General features: G+C 72.3%; 21 protein-coding genes. 7 read left to right on the top strand and 14 right to left on the bottom strand.

Annotated features, from left to right (window positions below):
- Nucleotides 1-32: 32 nt before the first annotated feature.
- Complete coding sequence (locus BFV98_RS10285; protein WP_071098820.1) at nt 33-494, bottom strand: SRPBCC family protein; 462 nt, start codon at nt 492-494, stop codon at nt 33-35.
- 152 nt (nt 495-646) lie between these two features.
- Between BFV98_RS10285 and BFV98_RS10280 the strand changes: the two genes are divergently transcribed.
- Entirely contained in the window at nt 647-1,510 is an 864-nt protein-coding gene (locus BFV98_RS10280) for a DUF6745 domain-containing protein (protein ID WP_071096028.1), read from the top strand.
- 241 nt (nt 1,511-1,751) lie between these two features.
- The gene (locus BFV98_RS10275) at nt 1,752-3,002 is read left to right on the top strand and encodes a cellulose-binding domain-containing protein (RefSeq protein ID WP_071096027.1); all 1,251 of its coding nucleotides are present in this window, start codon (nt 1,752-1,754) and stop codon (nt 3,000-3,002) included.
- A gap of 75 nt (nt 3,003-3,077) precedes the next feature.
- Here BFV98_RS10275 and BFV98_RS10270 read toward each other — a convergent pair whose 3' ends face one another.
- A complete protein-coding gene (locus tag BFV98_RS10270; protein ID WP_013285127.1) occupies nt 3,078-3,929 on the bottom strand; it encodes a helix-turn-helix transcriptional regulator in 852 nt (283 codons plus the stop codon).
- 87 nt (nt 3,930-4,016) lie between these two features.
- Between BFV98_RS10270 and BFV98_RS10265 the strand changes: the two genes are divergently transcribed.
- A complete protein-coding gene (locus BFV98_RS10265; RefSeq protein ID WP_013474632.1) occupies nt 4,017-4,814 on the top strand; it encodes an SDR family NAD(P)-dependent oxidoreductase in 798 nt (265 codons plus the stop codon).
- Nucleotides 4,815-4,820: 6 nt separating this feature from the next.
- Here BFV98_RS10265 and BFV98_RS10260 read toward each other — a convergent pair whose 3' ends face one another.
- From BFV98_RS10260 to BFV98_RS10205, 12 genes are all read right to left on the bottom strand, one after another.
- On the bottom strand, nt 4,821-5,519 hold the full coding sequence (locus BFV98_RS10260; protein WP_071096025.1) for a DUF4386 domain-containing protein: 699 nt from the start codon (nt 5,517-5,519) through the stop codon (nt 4,821-4,823).
- A 147-nt stretch (nt 5,520-5,666) separates the two neighbouring features.
- Entirely contained in the window at nt 5,667-6,755 is a 1,089-nt protein-coding gene (locus tag BFV98_RS10255) for a hypothetical protein (protein ID WP_013285130.1), read from the bottom strand.
- Nucleotides 6,752-7,888, bottom strand: coding sequence for an SPFH domain-containing protein (locus BFV98_RS10250; protein ID WP_071096023.1), 1,137 nt, complete (start codon nt 7,886-7,888; stop codon nt 6,752-6,754). The genes BFV98_RS10255 and BFV98_RS10250 overlap by 4 nt, the downstream gene beginning before the upstream one ends.
- 114 nt (nt 7,889-8,002) lie before the next feature.
- Nucleotides 8,003-9,037 carry a glycosyltransferase family 2 protein gene (locus BFV98_RS10245; RefSeq protein ID WP_013285132.1) on the bottom strand — a complete coding sequence of 345 codons (1,035 nt, stop codon included), beginning with the start codon at nt 9,035-9,037 and terminating at the stop codon, nt 8,003-8,005.
- Nucleotides 9,038-9,052: 15 nt separating this feature from the next.
- Nucleotides 9,053-10,864 carry a hypothetical protein gene (locus BFV98_RS10240; protein WP_071096020.1) on the bottom strand — a complete coding sequence of 604 codons (1,812 nt, stop codon included), beginning with the start codon at nt 10,862-10,864 and terminating at the stop codon, nt 9,053-9,055.
- An 88-nt stretch (nt 10,865-10,952) separates the two neighbouring features.
- A complete protein-coding gene (locus BFV98_RS10235) occupies nt 10,953-11,543 on the bottom strand; it encodes a DinB family protein (RefSeq protein WP_013285134.1) in 591 nt (196 codons plus the stop codon).
- 43 nt (nt 11,544-11,586) lie between these two features.
- A complete protein-coding gene (locus BFV98_RS10230; protein WP_013285135.1) occupies nt 11,587-12,003 on the bottom strand; it encodes a PPOX class F420-dependent oxidoreductase in 417 nt (138 codons plus the stop codon).
- 104 nt (nt 12,004-12,107) lie between these two features.
- On the bottom strand, nt 12,108-13,232 hold the full coding sequence (locus BFV98_RS10225; protein ID WP_013474637.1) for a ricin-type beta-trefoil lectin domain protein: 1,125 nt from the start codon (nt 13,230-13,232) through the stop codon (nt 12,108-12,110).
- 11 nt (nt 13,233-13,243) lie between these two features.
- Entirely contained in the window at nt 13,244-14,968 is a 1,725-nt protein-coding gene (locus BFV98_RS10220; protein ID WP_013285138.1) for a family 43 glycosylhydrolase, read from the bottom strand.
- Nucleotides 14,969-15,092: 124 nt separating this feature from the next.
- Nucleotides 15,093-17,522: a ricin-type beta-trefoil lectin domain protein gene (locus tag BFV98_RS10215; protein ID WP_083395254.1), complete on the bottom strand. Its 2,430-nt coding sequence runs from the start codon at nt 17,520-17,522 to the stop codon at nt 15,093-15,095.
- Between the two features lie 287 nt (nt 17,523-17,809).
- Nucleotides 17,810-19,117: a cellulose binding domain-containing protein gene (locus BFV98_RS10210; protein ID WP_071096018.1), complete on the bottom strand. Its 1,308-nt coding sequence runs from the start codon at nt 19,115-19,117 to the stop codon at nt 17,810-17,812.
- Between the two features lie 356 nt (nt 19,118-19,473).
- On the bottom strand, nt 19,474-20,661 hold the full coding sequence (locus BFV98_RS10205) for an ROK family transcriptional regulator (RefSeq protein ID WP_013474641.1): 1,188 nt from the start codon (nt 20,659-20,661) through the stop codon (nt 19,474-19,476).
- Nucleotides 20,662-21,031: 370 nt separating this feature from the next.
- On the opposite strand from BFV98_RS10205, the gene BFV98_RS10200 reads away from it, so the two are divergent.
- The 4 genes from BFV98_RS10200 (at nt 21,032) to BFV98_RS10185 (ending at nt 25,207) form a co-directional block, all read left to right on the top strand.
- Nucleotides 21,032-22,147, top strand: coding sequence for a substrate-binding domain-containing protein (locus BFV98_RS10200; RefSeq protein WP_013285142.1), 1,116 nt, complete (start codon nt 21,032-21,034; stop codon nt 22,145-22,147).
- 109 nt (nt 22,148-22,256) lie between these two features.
- Nucleotides 22,257-23,249, top strand: a complete 993-nt coding sequence (locus BFV98_RS10195) for a phosphotriesterase (RefSeq protein WP_071096016.1) — start codon at nt 22,257-22,259, stop codon at nt 23,247-23,249.
- A complete protein-coding gene (locus tag BFV98_RS10190) occupies nt 23,249-24,226 on the top strand; it encodes an ROK family protein (protein WP_071096014.1) in 978 nt (325 codons plus the stop codon). Before BFV98_RS10195 ends, BFV98_RS10190 begins: the two co-directional genes overlap by 1 nt.
- Nucleotides 24,227-25,207 carry an ABC transporter permease gene (locus BFV98_RS10185; RefSeq protein ID WP_013474643.1) on the top strand — a complete coding sequence of 327 codons (981 nt, stop codon included), beginning with the start codon at nt 24,227-24,229 and terminating at the stop codon, nt 25,205-25,207.
- The last annotated feature ends 18 nt before the right edge of the window (nt 25,208-25,225 follow it).

Here is a 25,225-nt window from a genome sequence, read left to right as displayed (position 1 = left end):
GGTGGGCCCCGGCCCACCCACCGCAGCCGCGGTCAGTCCTCGAATCCGGCCGGGTGGGCGTCGCCGACGGCGTTCAGCAGCACACCCTGCTCCAGCAGCGCCTTGCAGGCGCAGAGGACCATGGTGAACCCGCCCATCGAGTCGATCGCCTTGCTCACGGCCTGGTCGGCGGTGCCGGCGAAGCCCGTCTCGGTGATCCGGACCAGCGTGGTGTCGTCCTCACCCGGCAGGAACCGCCACTCGACCTGGGTGGGGGACTCCGGATCCCACTCGGCCAGGATGCGGCGGTTCTGCTCCACGTCCTTGACGGTGACGACGGTGGAGACGCCGTACATCTCCCAGTCCCAGGTGACGACGGCGCCGGGTTCCAGCCGGCCGCTGCTCCTGGTGAACCAGAACCTCGTGGTCACCGCCGGGTCGGCGAACGCCTGGAAGACCTCGGCGGCGGGCCGGCGGATGAGCATCTGCGCGGTGATGACAGGGGGTCGGGTCAAGCGGTCACTGTCCACGGGCAGCGGTGTTCCCTTCTCTCCTGGCCGGGCACTGCGGATGCGGCCACGGTACGGAATTCGCTTGAGCGGTGCCGCGACATGGGTCAGAGTCGTTCCATGATCTCCTACCGGAAGGGCGGCGACGCCCCGGCGCGATGAGCGCCCCCACGCGGCGCGACGACGCCGCGAAGACCCCGCACGACCTGTGGCAGCAGGCGGTCCGGATCCGCCAGGAATGGCTCGACCACGCCCTGTCCACACAGCCGGCCGACAAGCCCACCGCCGAGCGCTGCCTGACCGCCGTCTACGCGAGGGCGTCGCGGCCGCGACCCCGCTTCGAATGGGTCGACTCGCCGGCGAAGGCACTGCCTCTGGTCAGCGGCTGGCCCACCCTCGACCGGCTCCACGAGCGCATCCGGGCGGTACGGCCGCCCCGGACACCGATGCTGGCGAGCGACATCGCCATGGTCGTGTCCCAGCTCCGGGGCGCGCTCAGCGCGGGCGTCGTGCACACCGATCCGGAGCTGTCGCCCGCACGCAGGGGCAAGGCCAAGGAGCCGTGGCCCGAGCTGGCGCCGCAGCGGGCGTTCGACGGCGGCGTACCGCTCGCCGTCGTCCTGCACCAGGGGGTACGCGCGGCGCTGCACCGCAGCCTCGCGCACGGGTTCTACCTGCCGGTGCGTGCGGCGCTCGCGGGCGACGGCCCGGTGCCCGTGTGCTGGTACGGGCAGCAGGACGCGTCCTGGATCGCCTACTACGACGTGCTGCGCCGGCTCGGCCTCGCCCGGTACGGGCCGGACGAGGCCGGACACCTGGACACCTGGGCCGACCTGGCCCGCTCCTGCGGCTGGTGGTGGCCGGGGGAGGAGGTCTGCGTCGTGGTGGACCGGCCACAGGTGATCCGGATCGAGCCGGTCCCCGGTACGCCGCACGACCGGGTCCGGCTGCGACCCGGCGGTGTGCGCTACCGCGACGGCTGGCAACCGCTGCTGAGCGGCGTGGGCGCCGATCCGGGATGACGGGCATCCGCGCGGGCGGAGACCTTGATTGGATAGGCGACGGTAAATAGATTGGGCTCGGGCGCCGCCGAGGTCCGCAGACCGGACCCCGGCGGCTGACCGGGCCGCCTTTCGAGCCGGGCACATCGGTCGTACGCATCGACCACTCACCGTGGCGCACCGCCGCGCCGCATCCTCGCGCACCGTCGCGTCCGCCGAGGACGCGCGCCGCTGCGCCCTGTCCGACGCCGAAGGACTTCCCATGACGATTCTCCGTGCCCGCCCCGCCCCGCTCGTGGCGGCCGTCGCCGCGCTGGCCGCCGTCACCGCGGCCGGTACGGCCCTGCTCACCGGCCCGGCCGCAGCCGCACAGGGCTGCCGGGTCGACTACACACCCAACCAGTGGCCCGGCGGGTTCACCGCGAACATCAAGGTGTCACCGGGTGACACCGCCGTCTCCAGTTGGACGGTCACCTGGACGTACGCCGGGGACGAGCGCGTCACGAACGGCTGGAACGCCACTGTGAGCCAGTCCGGGTCGACGGTGACCGCCCGCAACATGTCGTACAACGGCAGCATCCCGGCCGGCGGCTCGACCGAGTTCGGCGTGCAGGGCACGTACGGCACCGCCGGCGGCGCGCCGACCGGGTTCAGCCTGAACGGCGTACCGTGCAACGGCGCCGGCCCGACCACGCCGCCGCCTACCACGGCGGTGCCGACCACCGCCCCGCCCACGACTGCTCCACCGACCACCCCGCCTCCCACGACGCCACCTCCCACGACGCCACCTCCCACGACGGCACCTCCCACGACGCCGCCGCCGAGCGGGTGTGCGGGGGCGGTGCTGTGCGACGGCTTCGAGAACCAGACCGGCTCGACGCCGTCGGGTGACTGGAGCGTGGTGAGCCCGGACTGTTCCGGCGCCGGCACGGCCTCCATCGACACGACCACCACGCACAGCGGCAGCCGCGCGATACGCATCAACGGTGCCGCCGGGTACTGCAACCACGTGTTCGTCCGGACCACGAAGAACCTCAGCGGCCTGGGCAGCGTCAGGTACGCCCGGATCTGGGTCCGGCACACCACCGCCCAGCCCACCGACCACACCACGATGATCACCATGTCCGACGCCGCCGACGGCAACCGGGACCTGCGGCTGGGCGGCCAGAACGGCGCGCTCCAGTGGAACCGTGCCTCCGACGACGCCACGCTGCCCGAGCAGAGCCCGGCCGGGGTGGCGCAGAGCGTGCCGCTGCCCACCAACCGCTGGGCCTGCCTGGAGTTCATCGTGGACGGCTCCGCCGGCCAGTTGCGTACGTGGCTGGACGGTGTCGCCGTGACCGGGCTGACCGCCGACGGCGTGCCGACGCACGACATCGACGGCCAGTGGTACAACCGCACCTGGCGACCGCAGCTCACCGACCTGAAGCTGGGCTGGGAGAGCTACGGCGGCGGCGCCGACACCCTCTGGTACGACGACGTGGCGATGGGCTCCACCCGGATCGGCTGCTGACCCACCGCGAGTGGAACGTCATGGGTGTCGAACGGGAGCGCGGACACCCATGGCGTTCCACCGAGGGCGGGCGGCTCAGTGCTCGACAGTCATCCGCTGGGTGCCGATCACGGAGAGCAGCCGCAGCGCCTCCTCCGACGGTGAGCCGGGCGTGGCGGTGTAGATGACCACCTGCTGGTCGCGGTCGGTGATGTCGAGGACGTCGCAGTTGACAGTCACCGGCCCGACCAGCGGGTGCCGGAACGTCTTGCACAGCGTCCGCGCGCCGCCCACCTCGTGGGAGGCCCACAGGCGGGCGAACTCCTCGCTCCCGGCGAGCAGCTCCGCGATCAGCGCGGCCATCTCCGGGTCGTCCGGATAGCGGGCCGCCGCGGCACGCAGCCGCCCGACCGAGTGGCGGGCGAACTCGCCCACGTCCGACACGTCGTACAGCCCCGCGCCGTGCAGGTGCGGGCCGAGGAACGCCCGGCGGACCAGGTTGCGGTCCCGCCGGGGCACTGCGGAGAAGTCCTCCATGAGCGCCGCCGCGAGGTCGTTCCAGGCGATCACCTCGAACGCCGCCGAGGTCACGAACGCCGCCGCCTGCGGCAGCCGGTGCAGCAGGTCCAGCACGCTCTGCCGTACCTCCCGGGGTGGCCCGGACGGCGGCGCGGGCGGCGCCCCGGCCAGGTGGTGGAGGTGGTCGCGTTCGGCGTCGGACAGCCGCAGCGCGCGGGCCAGCCCGGCCAGCACCTCCCGCGACGGACGCGGACCCCGGCCCTGCTCCAGCCTGGTGTAGTACTCGGTGGAGATGAACGCCAGCCGCGCCGCTTCCTCGCGGCGCAGTCCCGGGGTGCGGCGACGCCGTCCGGCGGGCAGGCCCACGTCGGCCGGGGTGATCCGCTCCCGCCTGCTGCGCAGGAACACTGCCAGCTCACGTCGGTCCACGACCCCAGTGTGCCCTCGTGCGGCGGCGCGTATCCAGGTACCGGCGGTACCTGGATGGGCTCCGCGACCGGACGCAGGCTTGCCGGCATGGACACCACACGAACCGACACGATCGTCCACCCGACCGCCGGCCTGCTGGCCGGCAAGGTCGCCTTCATCACCGGCGCCGGGCGCGGCATCGGCGCCGCGGCGGCCCGGCTGTTCGCCGCCGAGGGCGCCCGGGTGCTGCTCGCCGCCCGGACCGAGGAGCAGTTGAAGGCGGTCACCGAGCAGGTCCGGGCCGCCGGCGGCACCGCCGAGTACGTGGTCTGCGACCTGGCCGACGCGGCCAGCGTGCGCGCCGCCGTCGACCGCACGGTCGAGGTGTACGGCCGCCTCGACGTCGCCTTCAACAACGGCGCGACGATCGTGCCGCCCGGACCGATGGACCGGGTACGCGAAGACGACTTCGACCACGTCTACACCGTCAACCTCAAGGGACCGTGGCTCGCCATGGTCGCCGAGGTCGCCGCGATCCGGGCCACGGCGGGCACCGGCGCGATCGTCAACAACTCCAGCGTCGGCAGCCTGATGGGCAACCCCGCACTGCCCGCGTACGGGGCGATGAAGCGCGCGGTGAACAGCCTCACCGAGTCCGCGGCGATCACCTACGGGCCGGAGGGCATCCGCGTCAACGCGATCGCCCCGGGCAGCACGCTCACCGAGATGATGCGCTCCTGGGACGCGGAGTCGCCCGGCATCATCGACCGGCTCGCGGCCGCCAGCCCGTTGCGCCGGGCCGCCGAACCGGACGAGATCGCCCAGGCCGCCGCCTGGCTGCTCAGCGACCGCGCCTCCTTCGTCACCGGTACGGTGCTGCGGGTCGACGGCGGCGCGCGGGCCTGACCCGGCTCAGACGGTGGCGTCCTGGACCGGACGGGGCTCGACCGCGCCGTCCGTCACGGGGGAGGGCCGGAAGCCCTTGACGACCAGGTAGACGCCGAGCGAGAACTCCCACACCGCGATGGGGAGCGCGGCGACCGCCGCCACCGCTGACAGCCGGTCCCACGCGCCGAACAGGGTGCCCAGGTCGGAGGCGACGAGCAGTGGCGCGCCGACGAGCCCGAGCACCGGCAGAACGCGCGGCACGAGGCGGGACTGGTAGAGCAGGGTGCCCAGCAGCAGCGCGTTCACGGCGGGCAGGAAGCCCTGGCTGAGCAGGAAGACCGAGTCGTAGAACGCGACGAGCGCGCGGCCGGTGACGAGCGCGTCCGGCCCGGCGTCGGACTCCCGCAGCGCGACGAGCGTCAGGATGCTCGCGACGCCGACGAGGATGCCCGCGGCTTCGAGCACCCGGGCGCCGACGAAGCCCAGCGCCCGGGCCGGACCCTGGCGCGTGAGCACCGGGTACAGCGCGACGGAGGTGCCGATGCAGGCGAGCGCGACGATCATCTCCAGGACGCCGCCGAGGACGACCGGAGCCTGCGAGGTGGTGCCGAGGACGTAGTCCGACTCGCGGACCGGGGCGTACAGGGCCACGGTGGGGATCGAGACGAAGGTGAGCAGATAGGCGCCGCCAGCGACCAGCGAGGTCTTCCGCAGTGAGTCCATCGGGGCTTCCCTCCGTCGCCGCCCGGCCGATGGTGGTGATGCCCTCACTCTGCTGTGGACCCGCGCGGCGGCACATCGGCCGCTCGGGCAGTCACCTCGCGCGATGCGCACGGGCCACCGGTGCGACACACCGGTGGCCCGTGCGCGTCAGCGGCTCATCGCGTACGCCACCACGAGCGCGACGAGCGCCAGCGCGGCCAGCACCGCCGCCACGATCTTCGCCGTGCTGTAGGGACGCTCGCCGATGACCTCACCGGTCCGCGCGTTCACCAGAACCTGGTACGACCGGCCCGCGTGCAGGTACGCGGCGATCCACACCGGCAGCAGGACCAGCTTGTACGACACGTCGGAGTACGTGGTGTCCACGGCGGACACCCGCTGCTCGTCGCCGCCGATGTCCGACCGGCAGTCCCCCTCGATGACCGGCGCCATCCGCGCCTTCGCCTCGGTCAGGCCCGCCTCGGGCTCGGTGTCGTACCGCAGCGCCTGATATCCGGCCAGGTAGTCGCCGTGGTACGCGGCCGCCTCGGTCAGCGGCCACGGCGCCAGCTTGTCCAGTTGCTCGGTGGGCAGGTGGGTGGTGGCCGGCACCAGCACGTCGTCGAAGTCCCGGCGTACGGTGCCGGCGGCCGGATGCCACCGGGTGTGCCGCACCTGCCGGGTCCGCGTCTCCTGCCTGCCGTCGACTGTCACCGTGTACGTCTCGGTGACGTAGTAGTGCTCGCCCCGCTGACCCTGGTAGTCCGACACGGTCCGCGCGTCGAACGTCCAGTGCGGCAGGTACGTGCCCTTGAGCGTCTCCGCCTCGCTGATCTTCTTCAGGCTCCCGGGCGCGAACCAGCGGCTGCGGCACCACTGGCCCAGGGCCGTCCGCACACCGTTGCGGTCGACGGCGAACGGCAGCACCGCCTCCGGCGCGATCAGCTCACCCGCCCCGGCGTCGGCCACCAGGGGAGCCGCGCAGAACTGGCAGCGCTGCGCCAGCGCGTCGCTCTCCGTCCGGGCGCCGCAGCCCGGGCAGACGAACGTGTGCGCCCCGACGCTCGCCACCGGCTTGCGGGGCAGCGACGCCAGTTCCGCGTACGCGTGCTCACGTACCTCCCGGCCGGCGCCGGCGATCTCCTGCCGGTGCCCGCAGTACGGGCAGCTCAGCGCGGTCGTGCCGGGCGCGAACTCCACCCGGGCGCCGCACCCGCCGCACTGGTAGGAGGGCGGCGAGACAGCCGTGTCGCTCATTGCGGCGGCAGCGGCGGCGGGACGCTGGCGAGCACCGACGCCAGCTCGGGCACCTGCCCGGCGGGCTGCCACTGCGCCATCCCGGTACGCCAGACGAGCGTGTCCGCGCCGAGCGCGCCCGCGTTCGCCTGCTCGGCCAGCGCGCCGAGGTCGTACGGGCCCTGCCGCTGGCCGCCGACGCCGACGTACCACTGGGCCTGGCCCGGCAGCGGCGGCGGCTCGGCGGCGGCCGGCTGCGTAGCGGCGGGCTGGGCCGGCGGCGGCTGCGTGGGCGCACCTCCGCCCATCGAGCGGGCCATCTGCTGGCCCATCGCCATGCCCAGGCCCAGGCCGATGCCCGCGCCCGCCTCGCCACCCGGGTTGTTCGCCGCGGCCTCCATCGCGTTCGCGGCCTGGAAACGGGTGTACCGGTCCAGGTCGCCGACAGCGCCCATGCTGGTCCGCTTGTCCAGCGCCTGCTCGACCTCCGGCGGCACCGACACGTTCTCGATGACGAACTTGGGGATCGCGATTCCGACCTCGGCCAGTTCCTCGGTCAGCACGGCGGCCAGCCGCCGGCCGATCGCGTCCTGGTGCGCGGCGAGGTCCAGCAGCGGCACGCCGGCCGTGGCGAGCGCGCCGCCCAGGCGTCCCACCATGAGCTGCCGCAGGTATTCCTGCACCTCCTCGGTGCGGAACTGCGGATCGGTGCCGACCAGTTCCCGCAGCAGCCGCGACGCGTCCACCACGCGGGCCGCGAAGGCGCCGAACGCCCGTACCCGGACCACGCCGAACTCGGCGTCGCGCAGGATGACCGGGTTCTGGGTGCCCCACTTCATGTCGGTGAACTGCCGGGTGTTGACGAAGTACACCTCGGCCTTGAACGGCGAGTTGAAGCCGTACTTCCAGCCCTTCAGCGTGGACAGGATCGGCAGGTTGCGGGTCTCCAGCGTGTACGTCCCGGGTTCGAAGACGTCGGCGATCTTCCCCTCGTTGACGAACACCGCCGTCTGGGACTCCCGGACGACCAGTTTGGCGCCCATCTTGATCTCGTTCTGATACCGGGGGAATCGCCAGACCATCGTGTCGCGGCTGTCGTCCAGCCACTCGATGATGTCGATGAGTTCGCCCCGGAGCTTGTCCATCAGCCCCATCGCAACCCTTTCCTCGGCGCCGGTCTCCGGCGTCGCGGGCGACCATAGCAACCGCCCGCCACCTGCGAAAAGAGAACGATTCTGCGCCTATCGGCGCCCACCGATCGGGGTTGCTCAGCCGGTTTCGCCGGCCATCGATTCGCCGGTGGCCGTACGCTGCTCCGGAATCCGGGACGCCCGGCCGGGGGTGTCGACGACGCGTTCGGTCTCCTGCACCAGATAGTGCGGACGGCGCTTCGTCTCGTAGTAGATCCGGCCGATGTACTCGCCGATCACCCCGAGAATCATCATCTGGATGCCGCCGAGCCCGATCACGCTGACGATGATGGTGGTGTAGCCGGGCACGTCGATGCCCTTCTCCACGGCGTCGGCGACCACCCAGGCCATGTAGCCCACCGCGATGAGCGTGAGGAACAGTCCGCCGTAGATCGCCAGGCGCAGCGGCCGGTTGTTGAACGACAGCAGGCCGTCGAACGCGTAGTTGAACAGCTTGCCGAACGTCCAGCGGCTCTGCCCGGCCTGCCGGGTCTCGTTGCGGTGCGCCACCACGGCGGTGCGGAAACCGATCCAGGAGAACAGGCCCTTGGAGAAGCGGTTGTACTCCGGCATCGCCAGGATCGCGTTCACCGCGAGCCGGGACAGCAGCCGGAAGTCACCGGCGCCGTCGAGCAGGCGTACGTCTATCCACCAGTTGACCAGCCGGTAGAAGGAGCGCGAGGCGACCATCCGGATGAACCGGTCACCGCGGCGGTCCCGGCGGGCGATCACCTGGTCGAACCCCTGGCGGTAGAGCATCACCATCTCGGGCAGCAACCGCGGCGGGTGCTGCAGGTCGGCGTCCATGATGACGACCGCGTCGCCGGTGGCCCGGCGCAGGCCGGCGAGCATGGCCGCCTCCTTGCCGAAGTTGCGGCTCAGCGACGTGTAGCAGACGGCCGGGTCGGCCGCGGCGAGCCGGCGCAGCGCCGCCAGCGTGCCGTCCTCGCTGCCGTCGTCGACGTACACCACCTCGACGTCCACGTCGGTCAGCTCGGCGAGCGCGGCGCTGAGCATCTCGTGCAGCCGCTCCACCGACGCTTCCTCGTTGAAGCAGGGCACCACCACCGACAACCGCACGGTGCTCACCCCGCCCGGCCCGGACACACGCATCCGGCGCCCACGCCGTCAGAGGCGGTAGACAAGCGTGCCATCGACATCCTCCCGGGTGATGCCCAGCCCGTCGACCGGCCGGTTCTCGATGCCCTCCCACGGCGTCCCCGCCGCGCGGCTCGGCACCGCGACGACCGACCGCACGCCGATCCCGCGCAGGTAGGCCACGCTGCCCGCGTCGGGGAACGTCGCCACGGCGACCCGCGTCTGGGCCTGGGTGACCGGCTCGAAGCCGCCGAGCCCGTTGGTGATCCGGGGGAACCCGTCGGTGGACCACAGCATGTAGTTCAGATCGCCCACCCCGCCGGCCGGCAGCACCAGCATCGGTTCCGGCGCGGTCCGCATCGCGGCCGGTGGCGTCGGCACGGTCGGGTGCGGCGTGCGGTTGACGCCCTCCAGCGTGACCAGGGCGAGCGGCACCAGCAGGACCAGCGCCGCCGCGGCCCGGGACACGCGTGCGGCCGCGGGCCGGCGCCACGACTCGGCCAGCGCCGTCACCAGCCCGGCCGCCAGCACGGCGAGCAGCAGGCTGGTCCAGTGCATCATCCGGCCCGGGGTACGCAACGCGTCCCAGCCCGGCAGGAGGTTGGACAACGTCAGGTAGCCGGGGTCGCCGTCCCCGCCGAGCGTGGCGCCCAGGCCCAGCAGCACGGTGCCGGCCACGCCGAGCCCCAGCGCGACCCTGTGCCGCACCGGGAACGCCGAGACGAACAGCCCCGCCGCGGCCAGCCCGATCAGCGTCATGCCGGGTAGCAGCGCCATCTCCGGCGGCCAGGACAGCTGCTCGCGGGCGGCGGCGTGCCGTTCCCCCCACAGCCACGAGTCGCCCGGCGCGGTGACGAACCCGATCAGCGGCGGGGAGAACATCTTGGTCCAGTCCAGCGAGCGGACGGCCTGCGGGTTGAGGTCGACCACGCGCAGGTAGACCAGACCGAGCAGCAGCGTCACGGTGCCGAACACGGCGCCGCCGGCCAGGTCCGCGACGAGCAGCCGCCGGCCGAACGGGGGGCGCTCCCGCTTGCGCCACCAGGACCAGCCGTAGCAGCCAGCCGCCACCAGCACGGCGGCCAGCAGGAAGTAGACGAGCGGCAGCCCGATGCCGAAGCCGAGCGTCACCTGCCAGGCCGCGACGAGCCACCCGGCCACCGCCCAGCCGGGCCGGCGGCGCTCCGGCCGGTATCCGTGACGCAGCGACCAGCCGTGGCCGCGCGCCAGCATCGCCAGCGCCAGCGCGATCCCGCCGCTGGACAGGATGTTCAGGTGGCCGGAGTGCGCCAGCCGCCAGGGCGCGTACGCCCACGCGATCCCGGCGACCGCACCGCCCCAGCGGTTGGCGCCGAGCTGCCGGGCCAGCGCGTACGCCCCGAGGAACGCCAGCGCGTGCAGCAGCACGTAGAGCACGTTGTAGCGGATCACAGCGGCCTCGAAGCCGGAGCCGAGCATCCCGAACGGGGCGTACCCGAGCAGCGTGTCGCTGTAGGCGTAGGTGTAGCGCTCCGGGTAGAACGTGTTCGAGTTCCAGAGGTTGGCCGGGTCGCTGAGCAGGGCGTGCCCCGACCAGGCGACCTGCCACGCCTGCAACGTCGGGTCGCCGAGGTCGCCGGGGATCGTGGTCGCCGGGTGCCGCATCGTCGGCCAGGTCAGCACCACCGCCAGCAGCAGGCTGCCCAGGATCGCCAGCGTCCACTCCGGGTTCGGCCGCCACCGGCGTCTGCCGTCCGGGGAACGCCCGTCGGAGGGGCGGTCGTCCGAGGGCGGCTCGGCGGGAGGCCGCGCGGGACCGGTGTCCTCAGCGGCCGGCGGGGCGACGGCGGGCCGGATTTTCATGGGATAGATGCTTCACGATGCTGCTGGTCCTGTCGATCCGCTGTCCGAAATGTGGTTGAAACTTCCGGCCGGCATACCGGAAGGCCGGCTACTCGAACCGGTCGGCGAGCGCCGACAGCTTACTGACGTACGCCGGCCAGTCGTAGCCCTCGGGAACGTTCCGGTTGTCCCGCCCCAGCCCGATCGCCGCGTCGTGCTGCTCGCGCATGACGTCGGCGTGCCCGGCGTGCCGGGCCAGGTCGACGCAGACGTGCACGATGACATGGTGCAGTGTCACGTCCTGCCGGCCCGGCTGCCACCACGGCACCCGCCCCGGCGCGTCCAGCGGCAGCGTCTCGATCGTCTCGTCCGCGAACGCCCCGACGCGGCGGTACAGGTCGATCAGCCCGTCCTTTGTCTCGTCGGCCCGGGCGTACCAGTCCGCCTGCGGGTCGCCGTCGAACGCGTCGTCCGGAACCAGTTCCCCGGGGGTGGGGAACTCGCGGCCGAACGTGGTCCCGAAGTAGCCGGCCTCGACGTTCAGGCAGTGCTTGAGCAGGCCCAGGAAGTTGTTGCCGGTCGCGGTGCGGGGAAGCCGGGCCTCACGTTCGCTCAGCCCGTCGAGCTTCCAGATCAGATTCTCCCGGATCGCGCGCAGGTAGTGGTGCAGCGTTGCCTTCGGGTCGTACGGCTCACTCATGCCCGACACTCTTCCGCATGGGTCGGACATCGTGGGGGCGGCGTCAGCCGGTCTGGCTGCTGTCCTTGTGCGCGCCCCACCCGTGCCAGCGCTCGATCTCGATCCAGGCGCTGACCCGGGCGCGGTCCCGCCGGGGGTAGGGGCGCCCGGTGTAGTGCTGCGAGATCCGGTCGATGTCCGCCAGGCCGTCGTCGTCGCGCAACTCGGCGACGCGCCCGATGAGGCTGACGTGGGTGTACCAGTTCTCCTCGTCCAGCACGGTCAGGGAGACCCGGGGATCGCTGCGCAGGTGCGCCAGCCGGCGGCGGCCCTCGTCCATGTTCACCAGGACGCGGCCGTCCTCCCACAGGTACCAGGTGGCCGCGGACACCGGCTGGCCGTCGCGCAGCGTGGCGATGACGGCCGGGTTCGGCTTGCGCAGCATGGCGACGGCGGGCTCGGGCAGCGGCGGCTTCGACATAGCTCTCACTCTACGTACCCGCCGGGTCCGCCGCTGGTCATGCGGACGGCGCCGCCCGGACGGGCTCCCCGGCGGCGCCCGCCGGGGAGCCCGTCGCACGCCGGTCAGGCGCGTGCGCTCCACTGCTGGTTGGTGCCGCCGTGGCAGTCCCAGAGGTTGATCCTGGTCCCGTTGGCGGTGCCGTAGCCGGCCGCGTCCAGGCAGCGCCCGGACTGGACGCCGCTGATCGTGCCGTTGGCGTTGAGGTTCCACTGCTGGTTGGGCTGGCCGTTGCAGTCCCAGATGATCACGCTGGTGCCGTTCGCGGTGCCCCGCCCACTCGCGTCGAGGCACTTGTTGCCAAGCACCTGCAACTGCTTGGCCGAGGTGTAGGTCCAGCGCTGCATGGTGCCGCCCCAGCAGTCGTACAGCTGCACCGCGGTGCCGTTCGTGGTGCTGCCGTTCGGCACGTCCAGGCACCGGCCCGAGCCGGCGCCGACGAGCTGCACGTTCTGGTACGTGCCGCCGCCGCTGCCGGGGGTGCCGATGCTGCCGGACACCGACTGCAACGCGCGGTACCAGACCGCTGCCATCTTGTCGTAGCCGGTGGCGGTCGGGTGGATGCCGTCGATCAGGTCGGCGGTGGTCAGCGCCGAGTGCTGGTCGACCAGGTGGACCCGCTTGCCGGCGTTCACCTTCGACTGCACGATGCCGGGCAGCGCGGCGTTGAACGTGCGCACCGCCGCCGCCTGGCCGGAGTTGGCGAGCGGGATGATCTGCGCGACGAACACGTCCGCGTTCGGCGCCGTGGTGGTGATGCGGTCGATGAGCGAGGAGAGCCGGTTCGGCGCGGTCGAGACGTTGTAGTTCTGCAGGATGTCGTTGGTGCCGATGTGCAGCAGCACGGTGCGCGGCTGGTAGGCGTTCAGCCAGCCGGTGATGTTGGCGTCGATCTGGTCGATGCGCCAGCCGGGGTGGCCCTCGTGGTCGTGGTCGCCGAGGTTGCCCGGCCCGTTGAACTGCGAGCCGACCAGGTCGACCCGGTAGCCGCCGCCGGCCAGCCGCTGCCACAGGCCGATCCGGTAACCGCCCGGCACCTGGGTGCCCTCGGTGATGGAGTCACCGAGCGGCATCACCCGGGTGCCGCCGTTGGACTCCGCGCCGGCCGGGCCGGCGGGCGTCAGCACGCCGGCGGCCAGCAGCGCCAGCGCGGCGCCCGCGGTGAGCCATCTCCTCGCTCCGGTACGCATGAACGCTCCTCTCACGGGCTGGTGCAGGTCAGGGACGGGGTGGACGGTGAGCCGTCGGCGATGAAGCCGAACGTGGTCGAGCCGGACGCGGGCACGGAGCCGTTGTACGCCGCGTTGCGGACGGTCGCCGTGGATCCGCTGGTGCTCAGCGTGCCGCTCCAGACCTGGCTGATGCTCTGACCACCGGCGAGGGTCCACCGCACCGACCAGCCGTTGAGCGCCGCGGCGCCCGCGGTGACCGTCACCTCGGCCTGGAAACCGCCGGACCAGGAGTTGGTGGTGCGGTAGGTCGCGGTGCAGGCGTCGCCGGTCGGCGGCGGCGTGCTGGGCGGCGGGGGAGAGGAGGGTGGCGGGGTCGACGGGGGGACCGGCGGCGGGGTGCCGCTGAGGCCGGAGGTGAACCACCAGTGGTCGATGTTGAACAGCGAGCCGCTGCCGCCGGTGAACCGCAGGTAGAGGTCGTGGGTGCCGGTGGCGCCGCTGACCGGGCAGCTCGGGTTGGTCCAGGTCTGCCAGTCGCCGGTGGGGGTCACCTGGCAGGTGCCCACCAGCGGGCCGGTCACGCTGTCCAGGCGCAGCTCGATGGACCCCCCGCTGCCGGCCGAGGCCACCATGGCGGTGAACTTGGTCGCGCCGGCGCCGAAGGCCACGCCCTTGACCTTGATGTAGTCCCCGTTGTCGATGTAGCCGACGTTCCTCCCGCCCAGGGAGGACGCCTCGGTCTCGACCCCCTGCCCCCAGGCCATCGTCTCGGCCTCCTGCCGGGAGTACGGGTTCACGGTGCCGACCTGCGGGGCGCCGGTGGTGGTCATGTTGATCGTGGGGATCGAGCCGTCAGCGCCGTAGGAGAACTTCTCCACCGCCACCGACCTGGTGAAACCGCCGCCGCCGGGCAACGCGCCGTTGTGGTAGAAGAAGTACGAGTTGCCCTTGAAGTCGATGATCCCGGGATGGTTGGTGAAGCTGCTGCCCTGGGTCGGCATGATCGTCCCGCGGTACGTCCACGGGCCCAGCGGCCCGGGAGCGGTCGAGTAGGCGACGAACTCCGAGCAGCACCTGGCCGCGAACGCCATGTAGTAGAGGCCGTTGCGCTTGTACACCCACGGCCCCTCCTCGTAGAGGGTCGGCCGGTTCGCGTCACCGGTCCGCGCCCCGAAGCCCGCGGTGGTCAGCGGGATCTGGGTGGGGCTGCCGGAGTACGAGGTCATGTCCGCGTTCAGCTTCACGTACCACAGTCGCGGGTTGCCCCAGTACAGGTACGCCTGGCCGTCGTCGTCGATGAACACCGTCGGGTCGATCTCGCCGTTGCTCACCAGCGGACGCCCGATGGCGTCACGGAACGGCCCGGTGGGGCTGTCCGCCACCGCCACCCCGATGCCCATCTGGCCGGTCGCCCGGACGACCATCGGCACGTACCAGTAGAACTTGCCGTTGCGCTGGACCGCCTGGCCGGCCCACGCGTCCTGCTTGGCCCAGCTGAACGTGGCGAGGCTGAGCGGCGACCCGTGGTCGGTCCAGTTCACCATGTCGTCGGACGAGAAGACCCGCCACTCCTTCATGGTGAACCAGGTCGAGTTGTCCTCGTCGTGGCCGGTGTAGAGGTAGACGCGGCCGTCGTGGACCAGCGGGGCCGGGTCGGCCGTGTAGATCGTCTGCACGATCGGGTTGTCCGCCCGGGCGACGGTCGGGGTCAGCCCTCCGGCGATGACCGGGGCCAGCCCCAGCAGGGCGAGCATCGTCACGGCCAGCGCGAGCCATCGTCTGGTCCGGCGGTCGGGTCTCCATAGCGTTGAGGTCACAGGTCGTCTCCCCGGTAGGCCGCGCCGCGGCGGATGGGTACGGTCGGCGAAGGTCGGGCCGTCACGCCCGGCTCCACTTCTGGCTGCTGCCGCCGGTGCAGGCGGACAGGACGATCGGGGTGCCGTTGCCGGTCCCGCCGCCGTTCGGGCTCAGGCACAGTCCGGACTGGACGCCGGTGATCGTGCCGTCGGTGTTGACGTTCCACTGCTGGTTGGCGCCGCCGTTGCAGTCCCAGATGATGACCCGGGTGCTGGACGAGGTGCCCTGGCCCTCGGCGTCGAGGCACTTGCCGCCGTACACCTGGAGCTGCCGGCCGGAGGTCGCCGTCCACTGCTGGTTCGCGCCGCCGTTGCACTCCCACAACGTCACCTGGGTGCCGTTGGTCTGGGACTGGTTCGGCACGTCCAGGCAGCGGCTGGAGTTGGGGTTGAGCAGGGCGCCGCTCGTACCCCCGGGGTTGCCGCCCGGGCCGGCGACCACCGACAGGTCGTCGAACTGGGCGGTCTCGCCCTGGCTGGTGCCGAAGCCGACCTGGCCGGTGCCGAACGTGGAGTCGGTGACCGTGCCGACAGTCGTGCCGTCGATGGTGGCGGTGATGGTGGAGCCGGCGAAGCCCAGCGCGAGGCTGTGCCAGCGGTTGGTGCCGAGCGCGGCGACGTTCCCGCTGCGCAGCGTGGCGAGCTGCCCGGCGGTGTTGTTGCGCAGGATCGACCACGAGCCGGAGTCGGTGACCCGCAGGAAGTAGCCGTTGTACCGGCCGATCGGGTCGAGGTTCGTGGTGCCGACGTGGCCCTGGATCTGGGCGTAGCCGGACTGTTCGAGCAGGACGTCGGCGGAGACGGTGTAGTTGCCCCAGCTCAGGTTCCCGCCGTAGGTGGCCGGGTCGGCGAGCGTCTTCCAGGTGATCGGGGCCTGCGCGGACATCTGCCGCAGGCACATGCCGGCCCGGCCGCCGCCGCAGCCGACGGTCTCGAACGCGCCCTGCATGTCCTGGAGGTACTTCGGTATCCGCCCGGCCGCGTAGCCGTCGAAGTCGTCGCGGTACGGCAGGCCGAGCGAGCCCTGGGCCGGGCTGGTGGCGGTGCCCTTGCCCTGCCCGGTGGTCGTGGTGACGGTGTAGAGGTGTCCGGGCTGGACGGTGAGCGAGAACGATCCGCCCGACGGGGTGATGTCCGCGCCGCGGACGAAGAAGTCGTTCGGGTTCGTCGAGTTCAGGTTCGTGGACCAGACGTGCACCTGGCCGGTGGAGAGCCCGCCGGTGACGTTCACGGTGAGCTGCTGCGCCGCTGTGGCGTCCATGGTCTCGATGACGGTGCTGTAGTCGCCGCCGGTGGGGGAGCGCAGCGACACGTAGCTGCCGTTGTTGCGGTTGCCGCCCAGGTAGCCCGAGGACGAGTCGAGGTAGCGCCAGCCGGGCGCGGTGAACTGGGTGGTGTGCGCCAGCGCCCAGGTGTTCTTGCCGACCGAGTACCAGCCGGACCAGGGCTGGTTGGCCAGGATCAGCCCGACCGTGGACCAGGGCAGGTTCGGTGTGATCGCGGCGATCAGGTCCCAGTTGAGGTAGGCGACCATCCGGCCGTCGATGTAGCCGCGGTTGATGCCGCGGGCCAGCGGCTTGGCGCCGTCGTTGTAGTCCTGCGAGCCGCCCTCGCTGTTCCACAGCGTCTTGCCGGTGCTGGTGGCGGTGGACGAGACGGTGCAGGTGGTCTGTGCGCTGAGGTAGCCGCACGGGTAGTGGCCGCTGAGCACGTCGATGCTGTTGCGTAGCGTGGTGTTGCCGGCGACGGCGTTCGCCGGGCCCCAGCTGCCCGGGTAGTCGTCCCCGTAGATGATCTTCACGCCGCTGTAGCCGTTGGCGTTCAGCGCCTGACGCAGGCTGATGGTCCAGTTCGCGTCGGTCCGCTTCTCGTTCTGGGCGGCGGTGATGTAGTCCATGGTGAGGTTGTGCTGCCGCGCGCAGCCCAGCCAGTCCACGAAGTAGTTGATCATGTCCTGGGACATGAAGTTGCCGTTGCCGATCCACCCGGGAGCGCCCCAGGGCAGTGCCGCCAGCTTGATGGCGGGGTTGCGGGCCTTGGCCTGCTCCATGATCCACCACTGGTAGCCGCGGTTGCAGTTGAGATCGCCCCGGACGTGCTCGTGGCTCGGCTCGGAGCCGCTGGTGGAGTTGGTGTCGCCGCCCATCTCCACCTTGAGGATCTGCAACGCGGCGCCGTGGCCGGGCTTGAACAGGTAGTCCAGGATCTGCCCGCGTTGCGGCTCGGGATAGTCGATCAGCAGCCGACTGTTGCCGCCGCCGCCGCTGACCGCGCCGACCCCGTCGAACGTCTGGCCGCCGGAGGCGCCGTTGACGGTGATCGAGGTGGCCGCCTGCGCGGGGGTCGCGGCGAGCGTCAGGCCGCCGCCGGTGGCGGCCAGGGCGAGAGCGAGGGCGGGTGCGGCGAGACGCGATGGCCCGGATCGGACGGGCCGGGGACGGGGGATCACCATGACGGCTCCTCGGGTACGCGCGGGCGCCCGACCGTCCGGGACGGTGCCTCGCGAGTTGTGGATGGCCGTCGGTGTAAACGCTAACAGCGGCGGTGCGGTGGCCCCAGGGGTGCCGGTGGTGGTGGCCTGCGGGGTCGTGAATGTTAGCGCAAACATCGACCAGAGTTAATTAGAGCACATCCCGGCGTCCGGCGGGGCGCCGGTCGTCCCGCCGGTGCCGGGCCGGGGGTGCCGCGGTGCCACCCCTCGGCCCGGCTCCCCGTGCGGGGATCGGCGGGCCGGCCCGGTCAGGGGCTGGTGCAGCTGACGCCGCTGGGCGCCGCGGCGCCGTTCCCGGTGGCGGTGAACCCGAACGTCGTCGAGGCGTTCGCGCCCAGCGTGCCGTTGTACGCCGCGTTGCGGACCGACACCGAGCCGGAGGTGCCGGTGTTGACGCCGTTCCAGAGGCTGCTGATCGCCTGGCCGGAGGCCAGGGTCAGGCGTACGGTCCAGCCGTTGAGCGTGGCGGCGCCGTTGTTGGCCACCGTGACCTCGGCCTGGTAGCCGCCGGGCCAGGTGTTCACGGTCCGGTAGGTGGCGGTGCAGGCGCCCGGCTCACCGGTCGGCGGGGGCGTGGTCGGCGGAGGCGTGGTGGGCGGAGGCGTGGTGGGCGGGGCGGTGGTCGGCGGCGCGGTGGTGGGCGGCGGTGTGGTGGACGCGAACTGGCTGAAGAACCGCCAGATCTCCCCCGACGTCCAGGTCCGGGAGTCGTTCGGGCTGGACGACCCGTCGACCGGGCTGGGGGTGTGGTCGCCGTCGAACGCGGCCCACTGCACCGGGTAGCCCTCGCGGCAGCCGGAGTACGTGGTGGTGATGTGGGTGAGGCTGCCCCGGCTCGGCTCGCGCGGGCTCTGCGCGGTGCAGCCGTTGTTGCGGACGAACGTGTCCCGCAGCGACCGGCCCGCGGAGATGTTCAGCACGCTGTCGTAGATGCCGTGGATGCCGAAGTAGGCGACCGGCTGGGTGCCGCCGTTGCAGCCGCTGAGGTTGGCGCCGGAGATGACGGTGACCGCGCGGACGACGGTGGGCCGGGCGCAGGCCACCGCGTAGCTCATCGCCCCGCCGTAGCTCCAGCCGAGCGCGAACCGCTGGCTGGTGTCGACGCAGAGGTCGTTCTCGATCTGCCGGGAGATGTCGTCGAACAGCGTCAGGTCGCGGCCGTTGGTGTTGGCCCAGCCGTTGTCGATGCCCTGCGGCGCGACGAAGATCGTGCTGTTGTTCGACAGCGGCAGCAGGCCGTAGTAGCCGGCCGAGGCGACGTTGTTCGCCGAGCCGTTGAGCCAGTGGAACCCGAAGATCAGCCGGTACGGGCGGTTGCGGTCGTACCCGTCCGGGATGCGCAGGATGTAGCTGCGGTTCTGTCCGCCGCTGGAGATGGTGCGCGTCCCGCTGGACAGCGTGGGTGCCTTGCCGCAGCCGGCGGTCGCGGCGAGTGTGCCGTTCGTCGACGCCTGCGCCGTCTCGCCGAGGCCGCCGTTGAGCGCGCCGCCGGCGACCGCCGCGAGGAGCACGGCCGCGGCGGCGATGGATGAGAGAAGCGGTGTTCGTTTCGCCATTGCTTGACTCCTTGCCCTGGGTGGCGGTGCAGGCCGGACCGTCCGTCGATGCCGACGTCGCCTGCGAAGAGGGCGCGGAGCCGCGCGTGCGGCCGGGGCCGAAGTCGTCCGTGGCCGCCTGCGTCGGCGTGCATCGGCGGAGCGGCCCGGACTGGTCACCGACCGGCGGGGCGGCGAGGAAGGTGCCTCGGGTCGCCTTGCCGATTGCGGGGGTGACGGGGAGCGTGCCCTTCGCTCCCGTGCCGGAACATAGCAGGTTATCGATAACATGTTCAACCGGCCGGGCCCGGAGGAGTGCCGGGTGGGCCGCCGGGTGAGCGCTCACAGAAGCGTGCGGCGTCGGCGCCGCCGCCTGCTCAGGCGTGGTCGGCCAGGGCCGGCAGGTCGCAGCCGGCGAGGGCGTCCGGCTGGGGTACGCGGGCCAGGTCGGCCTCCGCGAGCCCGAGTCGCCGGTACGCGGTGTGCAGCGCCGCGACCACGGCGCCCAGCGCGCCGGAGAGGTCGCCGAGTTCCGCGCCGTGGACTGTCGCCTCGGCGGCGGGCACGATCTCGTGCAGCCGGCCGCGCAGCCGGACCAGGTCGGGTGTGAGCGCGTGGGAGATGCCGCCGCCGAGGACGATCACCTCCGGTTCGTAGGCGACCACCGCCGCGGTGAGGATGACCAGCAGCGCCTGCTCGACGTACTGCCGGACCGGCGCCAGGCGGGGGTCGGCCGAGCGGAACACGTCGGCCGCGTTGTCGAACGACAGGCCGAGCTCGCGGGCCCGGGCGAGGATGCCGGAGCCGCTGATGATCCGTTCGAGCGGTGCGCCGAGCGGACCGGCGGGCAGGTGGCCGAACTCGCCGACCAGGCCGCTGCGCCCCCGGAACAGCCGGCGGTCGATGGCGACGCCGGCGCCGAGCCCCGCCCCGATGGTGAGCATCACCGCGGTCTGCGCGTCCCGGGCGGCGCCGAAGCGCAGCTCCCCGAGCAGCGCGTAGTTGGAGTCGTTGTCCACCTCGACCGCGGTGCCCAGGTGCTTCTCCAGCAGCCGCAGGAACAGCGGGTCCTCCACCTGGGGCAGGTTCGGGGCGTTGGAGACCGCCCGGTCGCCCTGCCGGACGGCGCCGGGCAGGCCCACCGCGACGCAGTCGAGCCGTTCCCGGTCGGCGCCGACTGTCGCGACGATCAGGTCGGCCAGCCACTGGGCCAGCCGGGGCGCGTCGTAGTCGGCGGGCGTGGGCACGGTCCGGCCGGTCAGCGGCCGGGCGGCGAGGTCGGCGACGACCAGCCGGACGTTGGAGCCTCCGACGTCGACCCCGCAGACCACGCCGCGTCCGGCGGCGATCGCCACCCGGGTCGCCCGCCGGCCCCGGGTGGTGGTCGGGGCGCCGTCGGTCTCGGTCAGCAGCCCTTCGTCGAGCAGTTGTTCCACGATCCGCGACACGGTGGCGGGGGAGAGGTCGGTCTCCTGGCCGATGGCTGTACGGCTCACCGGACCATGGGTCAGCACGTGGGCCAGCACCGTGGACCGGTTCGCCGCCCGGGGTGCCCGAGATTCCACGCCCACCTCCGCCGATTTTATTTCCGACCGAATGCTAAAGCTGCGCCGGTGGATGAGCAACCACCCCGGGCCATGTCGTCCCGGCCGACTTCCCTGGCGCGGCCCGTCTCCGGCTCCCGCCCCGGCCCAAGCGCGAAACCCGAGGTGAAGCGCGGTGGAGGGGTGCCGGACGGAGTGGGTCGAATCTCTGACCAGCACTCTTGACTCCCTGTGATGAACGCGATAATACTTTCACCCTGAACGGAAATAGAGGTCGCCGGCCCCAGGGACGGCGGCGGGTGCCCCCGCACGCGCCGTGCCGGTCGCATCGGACCCCCGTGTCAGTCCGGAATCACCGGTTCCAGACCCCGTTGCTGTGAAGGGAAGAGCAATGATTCTCAGCCGTAGACGTGGTGCCGCCCTCGGCGCGCTCTGCGCCCTGGCGCTCATGGTCGGCGCCTGCTCGAACGAGACCTCCGGGAGCGGCGGCGCGTCGAGCGGCCCGCGTACCGAACCCAGCCTGTCGTTCGTCGGCCCCGGCGGCGAGACGCCGACCGCCGCCGACCAGCTCTCGCTCACCCCCGAGGAGCGGCAGAAGGTCAAGGACGGCGAGTACTCCGCCGCCTTCGTCTGGCACGAGGGCTCTGCGCTGACCAAGGCCGTGGAGTCCGGCGTCCGCAAGGAGTTCGACCAGCTCGGCATCAAGGTGCTGGCCAGCACCAGCGCCGAGTTCGACGCGGCACGGCAGGCCAACAACGTGCAGACCGTGCTGGCGCTCAAGCCCGACCTGATCGTCACCATCGCCGTCGACCCGACCGCGGCGGCGGCGGCCTTCAAGCCCGCCGTGGACGCCGGCGTCAAGCTCGTCGTGATGACCACCCCGCCGAAGGGCTACAAGTCCGGCGAGCAGATCGTCGGCATCGTCACCGCCGACCTGACCGCGTTCGGCAAGGCCAACGCGGAGATGCTCGGCAAGGCGCTCGGCGGCAAGGGCAAGGTCGGCTACGTCTACCACGACGCCGACTTCTGGTTCACCAACCAGCGGGACAAGGCGTTCAAGGACTGGCTGGGCTACCTCTACCCGGACATCGAGATCGTCGAGGAGGCCGGGTTCTCCGACCCGGCGCGCACCGAGGACATCGCCACCGCGATGCTGACCCGCCACGCCGACCTCAAGGGCGTCTACGTCGCCTGGGCCACCGCCGCCGAGGGCGTGCTCGCCGCGACCCGGCAGCAGGGCCGTACCGACGTCAAGATCGTCACGAACGACCTGGAGGCGAACCTCGCCGCCGACATGGTCAAGGGCGGCAACGTCGCCGGTGTCGTCGCCAACGGCTCGACCCGCCTCGGCGAGAACCTGGGCATCGTCGCCGCGTACGGCCTGCTCGGCAAGAAGGCCCCGGAGCTGGTCGTCGGATCGCCGATGGCCGCCACCAAGGACAACATCGCCGACGCCTGGCGCGACGACTACGGCCAGGAGCCCCCGGCCGAGGTGCTCGGCAACTGACGCCGGGCCGCGAGGTCCGGGGCCTCCCCGAACGGGCCCCGGACCTCGCCGGACGCGGCCCGGCCCACCGCCGGGACCGCGACCACCGCGAGACGAGAGGAAGAAGCACATGGGGTACGTCCAGACAGTCCTCGGGCCGGTGCCTCCCGAGTCGCTCGGCCGGGTGCTGAGCCACGAGCACCTCGGCGCGCTGGTGCCCGGGCCGTGGCTGTCCGGCGGCGCCGGGGACGACCGCGCCGACCTCGCCGCCGGCGCGGTGAGCGGCCTGCCGGAGCTGGGCTTCGGCACGGTCGTGGACCTGTCCCCGTACGAGGTGGTCGGTCACGACGTGACGCTGCTGCGTGAGGTGGCACTGCGTACCGGCCTGCACGTGGTCGCCGGGTCGGCGATCTACCTGGAGCCGTACTCCCCGGGCTGGGCGCTGTCCGCGAGCGTGGACGAGATGCGGGAGCGCTTCGTCGCCGACGCCACGATCGGCGTCGGGGACACCGGGATCAAGGTCGGCATCTTCGGCGAGCAGGCCACCGGCCTGAACGAGATCACCCCGCACGAGGAGAAGTGCCTGCGGGCCGCCGCCCGCGCCCACGTCGCCACCGGCCTGGCGGTGAACACCCACACCACCCACGGCACGATGGCGCTGGAGCAGGTCGAGATCCTGCGCGAGGAGAAGGCCGACCTCTCCCGCGTCGTCATCGGCCACCTGGACATCAACCCCGACCCGGACTACCTGCGGGCCGTGCTGGCCACCGGCGTCAACATCGCCTTCGACACGCTCGGCAAGCAGTTCTGGGACTTCGTACTCGCCCCGCTGCCGGCCGACCCGCCGGAGGGCGAGTTCGCCAAGCGCGCGTACCACCGGCCCGACCGGGCCCGGCTGGACATGCTCGCCGGGCTGGTCCGGGACGGGTACGCCGACCGGATCCTGCTCTCGATGGACCTGACCGGCGCCGAGGCGTACCTGAACCCGGGCACGCACGGCCGCCTCGGGTACTCGTACCTGGGCCGGGAGATCGTGCCGGGTCTCGCCCGGCTCGGTGTGCCGCCGGAGGCGATCGACCAGATGCTGACGGCCAACCCGGCCCGGCTCCTGACGGTCGGCTGATGGCCGCGCATCCGCGTCCGTGCGGCTACGTCGCCGGCGTCGACCTCGGCGGCACCAAGCTGCGGGCCGCGCTCGCCGACCTCGACGGCCTCGTCCTGGCCGAGCAGGTGCAGCCGACCGACCCGCGGGGCGGTACGGCGGTCGCCGCGCAGATCGACGCGCTGCTGCGCGAGCTGGCGGTGCGGGCCGGCGTCGACTGGTCCGACGTGCGGGCCAGCGCGATCGGCCTGCCCGGCGTCCCCGACCCGGCCACCGGCGCCATCGAGCTGTCGCCCAACGTCTCCGACCTGGAGGCCCTCGACGTGCGGGCCGAGCTGACCCGCCGGCTGGGCCACCCGGTCGTGCTGGACAACGACGTCAACATGGCCGCCGCCGGGGAGCGGTGGCTGGGCAGCGGCCGTACCCACCGGCACTTCGTGTTCGTGGCGGTCGGCACCGGCGTCGGCATGGGCATCGTGCTCGACGGCGAACTGGTCCGCGGCGCGCGCGGCGCGGCCGGGGAGATCTCCTACCTGCCCCTGGGCACCGACCCGTTCGACAAGGACAACCAGGTGAAGGGCGCGCTGGAGGAGGCGGTCGCGGGCGCGGCCCTCGCCGCCCGCTACCGCGCGGTGTCCGGCGAGCAGGCGAGCGTGCCCGACGTCTTCGACCGGGCCGCGGCCGGTGACCCGAGCGCCCTCGCGGCCATCGACGAGGAGGCCCGCCTGATCGCCCTGGCGGTCGTCGCGGTCACCGCCGTCCTGGACCCGGAGGCGGTCGTCCTGGGCGGCGGCATCGGCTCCCGGGCCGAACTCGTCGAACCGGTCCGGCGCTGGGTCGCCGCGCTCAGCGCGGACGCCCCCTTGATCAAGACCAGCCGGCTCGGCGACCGGGCCGGCCTGCTCGGCGCCGTCGCGGTCGCCCGCCGGGAGGCCGGCGTCCGCGACGACGCACCGGCCCACCGGAACACCTCTTTCCAGACAGCGGAGGGACGATAGATGACCCACACCGATGCGGCGGTGAAGACCAGCGCCGTCCCGGCCTGGCGCCGGATCAACTGGCGCGACTACGTGGTCTACATCGGCTTCGCGGTCGTGTTCCTGTTCTTCGCCATCACCCAGGGCGGCAACGGCTTCCTGACCACGAGCAACCTCACCAACATCGTCATCCAGACCGCGCCGATCACGATCATGGCGGTCGGGCTGGTCTTCGTCCTGGCCGCGGGTGAGATCGACCTGTCCATCGGCTCGGTCGTCGCGCTCTCCGCGCTCGTCGGCGCGGTGACGATGCGCGAGACCGACAGCATGCTGCTCGGCGTGGCGGCGGGCCTCGCCGCGGGCGCGGCGGTCGGCCTGGTCAACGGCGTCTTCGTGACCCTCGTCCGGCTGCCCAGCTTCCTGGTCACGCTCGCCACCATGGGCGCGGTGGCCGGTCTGGCCCGCGAGGTCACCGGCCTCCAGTCGGTGCCGGTCAGCAACGACGCGTTCCTGTCCTTCTTCGGCCAGGGCGAGATCCTCGGCATCCCCGGCCTGGTGCTCTGGTCGGTGGCGGCCGCGGTGGTCGGCTACCTCGTGCTGCGGCAGACCCGGTACGGCGCGCACACGCTCGCCATCGGCGACAACGTGGCGGCGGCCCGGGTCAGCGGCATCAAGGTGATCCGCGTCAAGATCATGGTGTTGATGGGCAGCGCGATGTGTGCGGCGCTCGCCGGCCTGCTCTACGCCGGCCGCCTCCAGGGCGCCCGGTACACCCTCGGCGAGGCCGACCTGATGTCCGTCATCGCCGCTGTCATCGTCGGTGGCACCAGCCTCTTCGGCGGCAAGGGCTCGATCGTCGGCGCGGTGCTGGGCAGCCTGCTGATGGGCATGCTCAACAACGGCCTGATCCTGGCCGGCCTGTCCGTGTCCCAGCAGATGATGGCGCGCGGCGCGATCATCCTGGTGGCCGTCTCCCTCTCGCTGCGCGAGCGGCGAAGCTGACCCGGAAGGAAGCAACCG

It is taken from the genome of Micromonospora sp. WMMB235, from assembly GCF_001855515.1.
In the GTDB taxonomy this organism is placed as follows: Bacteria; Actinomycetota; Actinomycetes; order Mycobacteriales; family Micromonosporaceae; genus Micromonospora; species Micromonospora aurantiaca.
This window is presented reverse-complemented; position numbering and strand designations above follow the sequence as displayed.